At 72.6% G+C, this 7,444-nt stretch carries 6 protein-coding genes and 1 pseudogene; 4 read left to right on the top strand and 3 right to left on the bottom strand.

The genetic code is table 11. The features are described from left to right. Positions 1-150: 150 nt before the first annotated feature. A complete protein-coding gene (locus tag ACGF8A_RS34315) occupies positions 151-861 on the bottom strand; it encodes a hypothetical protein (protein WP_393114720.1) in 711 nt (236 codons plus the stop codon). Between the two features lie 211 nt (positions 862-1,072). Between ACGF8A_RS34315 and ACGF8A_RS34310 the strand changes: the two genes are divergently transcribed. Then, positions 1,073-2,656, top strand: a complete 1,584-nt coding sequence (locus tag ACGF8A_RS34310; RefSeq protein WP_393114723.1) for a protein kinase — start codon at positions 1,073-1,075, stop codon at positions 2,654-2,656. Here ACGF8A_RS34310 and ACGF8A_RS34305 read toward each other — a convergent pair. Beyond that, positions 2,620-2,976, bottom strand: a pseudogene (locus ACGF8A_RS34305) (hypothetical protein); the annotation flags it as partial. The gene ACGF8A_RS34310 and the pseudogene ACGF8A_RS34305 sit on opposite strands and share 37 nt — an antisense overlap. A 106-nt stretch (positions 2,977-3,082) precedes the next feature. Between ACGF8A_RS34305 and ACGF8A_RS34300 the strand changes: the two are divergent. Together ACGF8A_RS34300 and ACGF8A_RS34295 are read left to right on the top strand one after the other, a co-directional pair. Further along, positions 3,083-3,571, top strand: coding sequence for a ribose-5-phosphate isomerase (locus ACGF8A_RS34300; RefSeq protein ID WP_393114717.1), 489 nt, complete (start codon positions 3,083-3,085; stop codon positions 3,569-3,571). Positions 3,572-3,616: 45 nt separating this feature from the next. After that, on the top strand, positions 3,617-4,426 hold the full coding sequence (locus tag ACGF8A_RS34295; protein ID WP_393114715.1) for an Fpg/Nei family DNA glycosylase: 810 nt from the start codon (positions 3,617-3,619) through the stop codon (positions 4,424-4,426). Between the two features lie 99 nt (positions 4,427-4,525). Here the strand turns inward: ACGF8A_RS34295 and ACGF8A_RS34290 are convergent, their stop codons facing one another. Beyond that, positions 4,526-5,779: a GNAT family N-acetyltransferase gene (locus ACGF8A_RS34290; RefSeq protein WP_393114713.1), complete on the bottom strand. Its 1,254-nt coding sequence runs from the start codon at positions 5,777-5,779 to the stop codon at positions 4,526-4,528. Between the two features lie 173 nt (positions 5,780-5,952). Between ACGF8A_RS34290 and ACGF8A_RS34285 the strand changes: the two genes are divergently transcribed. Beyond that, positions 5,953-7,134 (top strand): PP2C family protein-serine/threonine phosphatase, encoded by a 1,182-nt coding sequence (locus ACGF8A_RS34285; RefSeq protein ID WP_393114710.1) that lies wholly within the window; start codon positions 5,953-5,955, stop codon positions 7,132-7,134. Positions 7,135-7,444: the final 310 nt, after the last annotated feature.

The following is a 7,444-nucleotide window of genomic DNA, read 5'->3' as shown; positions in this document are numbered from 1 at the left end:
GGGGGGGGGGGCGGGGGGGGGGGGGGGGGGGGGGGGGGGGGGGGGGGGCCGCGCCGGCGGGGGGGGGGGCGGGGGGGGGGGCCCGCCCGGGGGGGGGGGGGGGGGCCCCCCCCCCCCCCCCCCCCCCCCTCCGCGTTCTGCGCACCGCCGTCACGCCGGTCGCCGCCGGGTCCACCACACCCCCGCGGCGCCGGCCGCGACCAGCGTGACGCCGGCCGCGCCCAGCGGCAGGACGTCACGGCCGGGACCGGTCCTGGGCAGCTCGTCGCCGCCCGGGGCCACCGGCTTGTTGTCGGTGCCGAGCAGCAGGGGGGTGGCCGGGGCGTTCGGGGACGGGTTCGCCGTACCGAACGGGACGGGGCCCTGCTGCCAGAACGTCTTGCTCCCGTCGCTGTTCTGCACGGGCAGACAGATCTTTCCTGTCCTGCCCAGGTCGTAGGTGGCGTCGATGCCGTACGACTTCGAAGCGCCCGCCGCCAGATCGTCCAGCGAACAGGCGAAGCCGCTGTTCGAACCTTCCGGCAGATCGCCTTCCGGTATGGCGGCGCAGCCTTCGGCATTCGTGACCGTCAGCCCGTCGAAACCGACGACCAGAAGCCTGATCGGACCGCTGTCCTTCGTCCCACCGTTCTTCACGGTGGCGGTGATCGCCGTTTCCTTCGAATCGTTGTGGACCGAGATCCTCTCGGGCAGCAGCGTGGTCAGTTCCACCCCGGCGGGCGCCTTGTCGACGGCCTTTCCCCCCTTGTCGCTTCCGGGCCCCTGATCGTCCGCCCCGGCCGTGCCGGAAAGGACCAGCACGGCCGAGAAGGATGCCGCCGCCAGTGATCCGGTGATGGCCCTCATTCGAGTTGAACGCATGTTCGTCCCCCTTGCCTGCGCCTGAATACGCAGTACTTGAAGAGGTACCACAAGATTTCTCCGCACTATGCTGTTACGGCCTGACGTGTGGCTGTTGAGGCTCCGTTGAGGGGGGTGCGGCGAATTGCCGGGGAATACGCGAAGTTCCGGTGTTCCAGGTCTACTGGTGGCAGGGCGCTATCGGTTGGCCGAAAGCATCGGGCAGGGGGGAATGGGGCGGGTGTGGCGAGCCGCCGACGAAATGCTCGACCGGCCGGTCGCCGTCAAGGAAATGCGCATCGACGGCCTGGACGCCGAGGACGCCCGCACCCGCCGCGAACGCACCCTGCGCGAGGCCCGGGCCACCGCGCGGATCGACCATCCCCACGTGGTGCGGGTCTACGACGTCGTCGACGAGGGCGAACGCCTGTGGATCGTCATGGAGTTGGTGGTGGGGCGCTCCCTGGAGCGGATCATGGCCGAGGACGGGCCGCTCGGGCCGGGTGAGGCGGCGCGGATCGGACTGGGGCTGGTGGAGGCGCTGCGCGAGGTGCACGCGCGCGGGGTGCTGCACCGGGACATCAAGCCGGGGAACGTCCTGGTCGAGAGGGCCGGCCGGCGGGTGGTGCTCACCGACTTCGGCATCGCGGCGATCCAGGACACCAAGGCGCTGACCATGGCCGGGATGCTGGTCGGCTCGCACGACTACATGGCCCCCGAGCGGATCTCCGGACGTCCGCAAGGGCCGCCGTCGGACATCTGGTCGCTCGGGGCGACGCTGTCGGCGGCACTGGCCGGGCAGTCCCCGTTCGCACGGAACACGACGCTGGCTACCCTGCACGCGGTGCTGTACGAGGAGCCCGGACTGCCGGCGTCCGCAGGGCCGCTGAGGGACGTGCTGGGCGCGCTGCTGCGGAAGGAGCCGCAGACCCGTCCGGGCCTGGCGGAGTTGGCGGCGGCGCTGCGCGGGGTGGCGTCGGCGGAGCCCACGCCCACGCCGCCGGTGGCGCAGCCGCCGCCGGTGCGGGAGCAGCCGACGCCGGCGCTCGTGAAGCCGCCCCGCGAACGGGCCCGGCCGGGCAGCGGTGTCTCCCTGACGCGGGCACAGGCGGAGACGGAGCGGCGTCCGGCCCCCGGAACCGCGGACGTACCGCCCGGGAGCGGACTGCCGGGGGGCGCGGTGCCCGCCCGGCGCCGGACGGCACGGACCGCGGTGGCCGCCGCGGCCGGTGTCCTCGTGGCCGCCGCGGTGGCCGGGATCGTCTGGGCCGCGACAGGGAAGACACCGGACGGCGCCCGGACGGACGGACGGCCCCCGGTGTCCTCGCCGGCCGGCGCCCCTGCCCCCGGCTCCGCCTCGCCCACGGTCGCCGGCACCTCCCGGCCGCCGAGCCTGTCCCCGGGCGCCCGGGAGGAGGCCGGCGGGTACGCGTGGGTGACGCCGGAAGGCTGGCGGCGGGACGTGAAGACGGGCGCGGAGGTGCACTACACCTCTCCCGAGGGCACCCAGGAACTGGTCGCCAAGTCGTCCCTGGCCCGGGGGGACCTCATGGAGAGCTGGCGCACCTCGGAGCGCAACGCCCACCAAGGACGGGACTACCGCAAGATCCGGCTGGAGGAGACGACGTTCCGCGGCCACCCGGCCGTGGTCTGGGAGTACACCTTCACGCTGGACGGCGTCCCCTGGCACGCCCGGCTGCTGGGCTTCGACGCGAGGGGGAAGTCGTACCAGATCAACACGTGGTACCAGCCGGCGGGAGAGGACGTGGCGCTGGCGATCTACGAAGACGTGAAGAAGAGCTTCACGCCACTGTGAGGGCACAGCGGCGTGAAGCTCTCGCAGGGAGGTGGCCGGTCACGCACCCCGGCGGGCTGCGCGGCGGACTCGGCGGTCCCGCGCTTCCCGGTCCGCTGCCGGACCACGGCGTCCGCGGGCACCAGGGCCGCGACGAGCAGCGACAGCAGCACCGTCCTGCGTCCGTCGTGTTCGGTGTCGGTCGGCGTGCAGCCGAGCACGAAGACGATCAGCGCGGCGGTCGCCCAGGTCAGATACGGGTACAGCCACATCCGCACGACCGGCTTCTCGGGCCCCTCCCGCTCGACGATCTTCCGCATCCGCAGCTGGGAGAAGCAGATCCGTATCGTTGCTTGAGGTTTTCCTGAGGTTCGGTGGCGTTACTCACATCTTTCGGCCCAGCCACCCGGCCCTGCTGCCCCGCACGGCGCATGTCACACTCGTCCCATGCGCGTGTACCTCGGCTCCGACCATGCCGGCTACGAACTGAAGAACCACCTCGTCGAGTGGCTCAAGGCGGCCGGCCACGACCCCGTCGACTGCGGCCCCCACATCTACGACGCCCAGGACGACTACCCGCCGTTCTGCCTCCGCGCCGCGGAGCGCACCGCCGCCGACCCCGACGCCCTCGGCATCGTCATCGGCGGGTCCGGCAACGGTGAGCAGATCGCCGCGAACAAGGTCAAGGGCGTCCGTGCGGCACTGGCCTGGAGCGAGGAGACGGCGTCGCTCGGCCGCCAGCACAACAACGCCAACGTGGTCGCCATCGGCGCCCGTATGCACTCGCTGGACGAGGCGACGAAGTTCGCCGAGACGTTCCTGAACACGCCGTTCACCGACGAGGAGCGTCACGTCCGCCGCATCGAGATGCTGGCCGCGTACGAGACCACGCGCGAACTGCCGCCGATCCCGGCGCACCACCCGCAGCAGGACTGAGGCAGCAGCCGACACCGCCCCGGGGGCCGGAAGGAAGCAGGGACCGTGCCAGAGGGGCACACGATTCACCGGCTGGCGCAGGACTACGCCGCCCGCTTCTCCGGCACGGCCCCCCGGGTCACCAGTCCTCAGGGCAAGTTCTCCGACGCCGCGGACCTCCTGGACGGGGCCGTCCTGACCGCGACCGAGGCCCACGGCAAGCACCTCTTCCTGCGCTTCCGCGACGCCGACTGGGTCCACATCCACCTGGGCCTGTTCGGCAAGGTCGCCTTCGGTGACGCGCCCGCCCCGCCGCCCACCGACACCGTGCGCCTGCGGCTCGCCGGCGACACCGGGTACGTCGACCTGCGCGGCCCGACCACCTGTGCCCTGATCACCGGCCAGGAGAAGCGGGCGGTACACGACCGCCTCGGGCCCGACCCGCTCCGCGACGACGCCGACCCCGGCGCCGCCTACCGGCGGATCTCACGCAGCCGCACCACCATCGCCGCCCTCCTCATGGACCAGAAGGTCGTCGCCGGCGTCGGCAACGTCTACCGCGCGGAGGTCCTCTTCCGGCACCGGATCGACCCGTACCGCCCGGGAAGGGACATCACGGCCGCCGAGTGGGACGCGATCTGGAGCGACCTCGTCGAGCTCATGCGCGAGGGCGTGCGCAACAACCGCATCGACACCGTCCGCCCCGAGCACACCCCCGAGGCCATGGGCCGCCCGCCCCGCGTCGACGACCACGGCGGCGAGGTCTACGTCTACCGCCGGGCCCAGCAGCCCTGCCACATCTGTGGCGGCGAGATCCGCACCGCCGGCCTCGCCGCCCGCAACCTCTTCTGGTGCCCCGCCTGCCAGCACGGCTGACCCGGGGCCTGCCGGCCACCTCGGAAACCGTGCGGCAGCCAGGGCGTCACGGTGCTCGCTCGGAAACCGTGCGGCAGCCAGGGCGTCACGGTGCTCGCCTCAGAAACCGTGCGGCAGCCAGGGCGTCACCGTGCTCCCGAACCCCACCGCCGCCTCGCTCAGCGCACCGGCCCGGAGCTCCCGTACCCGTCCGGCCGCCGCCAGCGCACCGAGGCTCACCCCGCCGAGATACACCGCCCCCAGCTCCCGTACGGACAGGGCGAGGTCGGCCGCTTCGGTGGTCCGCGCGCACGACGCGCCCTTCGCGTCCCCCGACAGCCGCCACCGTCCCGCGTTCCACGGGCAGAAGTCGTCCTCCACCTCGAACACGACGTCCACCGGCGCCTGATACGTACGGGCCTCCAGCGCCGCCCCGAGGTCGACCAGGCGCACGTACAGCGTGTCCCGGGACCGCGCCCGGCACCGCCGGATGTCGGACACCTGGTACTGCCACGCGTCGTCGGCAGGCCGTCCCTGCACCGACAGGGTCGTCGTCAGGTCGATCCCGAACAGGAACCGCCACAGCGCGCCCTCCGTCTCCGGATCGAGGGCCGCCAGATCGTCCAGCACCACCGTGCCGTTGTGCCCGGCCTCCCCCCACCCGAGCTTGACCCGGAACCGCGCGTACCCGGCGACCTCGCCGCCCCGCTCGGCGACGACGCACTGCAAGGGCGACGCCCCGTCCCGCTCGCTCTCGGGGTCGAGCACCCCCAGCCGCTCCCACCCGGGCCGCCGCGCCAGCATCCCGGGCCGCGACGGCACCAGGCGGGCGTAGACGCCCTCACACACGTCGAGGACGTCGGCGGGCGCCGCGTACCGCAGCCGTACGTCATCGGAGCCGGCCGGGACCGACAGCCGTACCCGCGCCGTGTCGATCTCCGCGCTGAGCCCGAAGGTCGCGGCGGCGTACCCGAACCGGCCGTAGATCGCCGGCTCGGACGCGGTGAGCACCGCCAGCGGCTCCCCCCAGGACCGCACGTCGTCCAACTGCCGCCGCATCATGGACGTCAGCACGCCCCGGCGGCGATGTGTGGCCGCCACCCCGACCATCGTCACGCCCGCGGTGGGCACGCAGGCCCCGCCGGGCACGGTCAGCCGGAACGAGAACGCCCCCGCCGTCCCCACGCACGTGCCGTCCTCCCAGACGCCCAGCGAACGGTCGAACTCCGTGAGCGCGTTCCACAGCTCCCGTTCCTCGGGGGACTCCGGCACCCCGCCGAAGGCACGGATCAGGGTGTCGTACCAGGAATCCCAGTCGTCCGGTCGCAGCACCCGCGGCCCGGTGGCCGTGCCTGCGGGGAAGTCAGTTGCCATGGGGCCATGCCTACCAGGGCACCGCGGGACCGGCGAGGGAATTTTCCCCGACTTCGCCAGGACGGCGGCGTACGGGCTTTCCGTGAAGTTCACTGTGGAGTCGAGCCTCGGACGGGGGACAAGTGGGACCTCCCGTGCCGAGCGGCTGGTCCGATGGATAGGGTCCCGAACTGATGGCAGCAGGACGAGAGCGGCGCACGGCGGCCGAGACGTTCCCGGCCCGGTTGAAGATGCGATGGCACCGGGTCCGCGTCGCCCTGCGCAGAAGCGCCGTCGACTACTTCCGCGGCGACGGCTCCGACTGGGTCGCGCTGGCCGGCCTGCTGCTCACCATTCCCCTGATCACCGCCGGTACGCTCGCCAACTCGGTGTGGTGCTCACCGGTCGTCCTGGTCCTGCCGATCGTCGCCGGTGGCCTGCTGCTGCGCCCGGCCAGCCTGCTCGGCCTGTACGCCGCGGCCGCCACGGCCCTGATCGTCGAGTCGATACAGCTCGGCCCCTACACGCAGGGCCCGTCCCGGGTCACGCCCGGGGTCGTCCTCGTCGTCGCCGCGTGCGGCTTCTTCGGCCTGCTCATCGCCCAGTTCCGCAGCCGCGTCGGGGTGCCCTGGCGGCGCGGCGGCACCATGCTGTTCGACCTGCGCGAACGCATCCGGGTCCAGAGCAAGCTGCCCCAGCTGCCGCAGGGCTGGCACCGTGAGATGGCCCTGCGCCCGGCGGGCGGCCAGTCCTTCTCGGGCGACTTCGTGGTCGCGGCCCGCACGAACGGCGGCCGCACCCTGGAGGTCGTCCTGACGGACGTCTCCGGCAAGGGCATGGACGCCGGCTCGCGTGCACTGCTGCTGTCGGGCGCCTTCGGCGGTCTCCTCGGCAGCCTGCCCCCGCACGCGTTCCTCCCCGCCGCCAACGGCTATCTGCTCCGCCAGGACTGGCAGGAGGGCTTCGCCACCTCCATCCACCTCGTCCTCGACCTCGACACCGGTGACTACGAGTTGTACTCCGCGGGCCATCCGCCCGGGCTCCAGCTCAGCGCGGGCAGCGGCCGCTGGGAGGAGAAGGCGGCCGACGGCCCGCTGCTCGGCGTGTACGACGGCGCCCAGTTCGACCCCGTGAAGGGCTCGCTCCGGGCGGGTGACGTGCTGATGCTCTTCACCGACGGCCTGGTGGAGACCTCCGACCGCGACATCGTCGAGGGCATCGACCGCCTCACCGGCGAGGCCGACCGCTACGTCGGCGGCGGCTTCCAGGGCGCCGCCTGGCACCTCATCGAGGCGGTCGCGAAGGACGTCAACGACGACCGCGCCCTCCTGCTGATCTGCCGCGAAGGCCCGACGGCCCAGTCCGCCGGCCGCTGACCGCCCCGGCGGGTGGCCGGTCATGGCTCCGTGCCGACGCGGGCCCGGTCACAGCTCGGCGTCGACCCCTGCCACGGGGAGCTCCCACTTCTCCCCGAGCAAGATGTGGTGCTTCTGTGAGTGATGGACACCCAGATTGCAGAGGCAACGGCGAGGTTGATAGAGATGACTGAGAATCGTTGGGGCGCATCGGGAGCGGTCGCCCAGTAGTCCTAGGGGGAGGCGGGTTCTGCATGAAGTTCGACATGGGTGCGCAGACGTTGTCGTCGTTGATGCGTGATTCGCGGGGTTCGAGTGATGATCTGGGCAC

Source organism: Streptomyces sp. NPDC047706 (genome assembly GCF_043204795.1).
Lineage (GTDB): Bacteria > Actinomycetota > Actinomycetes > Streptomycetales > Streptomycetaceae > Streptomyces.
This window is presented reverse-complemented; position numbering and strand designations above follow the sequence as displayed.

Bases quoted from the DNA above. Each gene is read 5' to 3' on its own strand.
- ACGF8A_RS34310 (WP_393114723.1), top strand. From the start codon at position 1,073: ATGGGGCGGGTGTGGCGAGCCGCCGACGAAATGCTCGACCGGCCGGTC.
- ACGF8A_RS34290 (WP_393114713.1), bottom strand. From the start codon at position 5,779: ATGGCAACTGACTTCCCCGCAGGCACGGCCACCGGGCCGCGGGTGCTG.
- ACGF8A_RS34285 (WP_393114710.1), top strand. From the start codon at position 5,953: ATGGCAGCAGGACGAGAGCGGCGCACGGCGGCCGAGACGTTCCCGGCC.
- ACGF8A_RS34300 (WP_393114717.1), top strand. From the start codon at position 3,083: ATGCGCGTGTACCTCGGCTCCGACCATGCCGGCTACGAACTGAAGAAC.
- ACGF8A_RS34315 (WP_393114720.1), bottom strand. From the start codon at position 861: ATGCGTTCAACTCGAATGAGGGCCATCACCGGATCACTGGCGGCGGCA.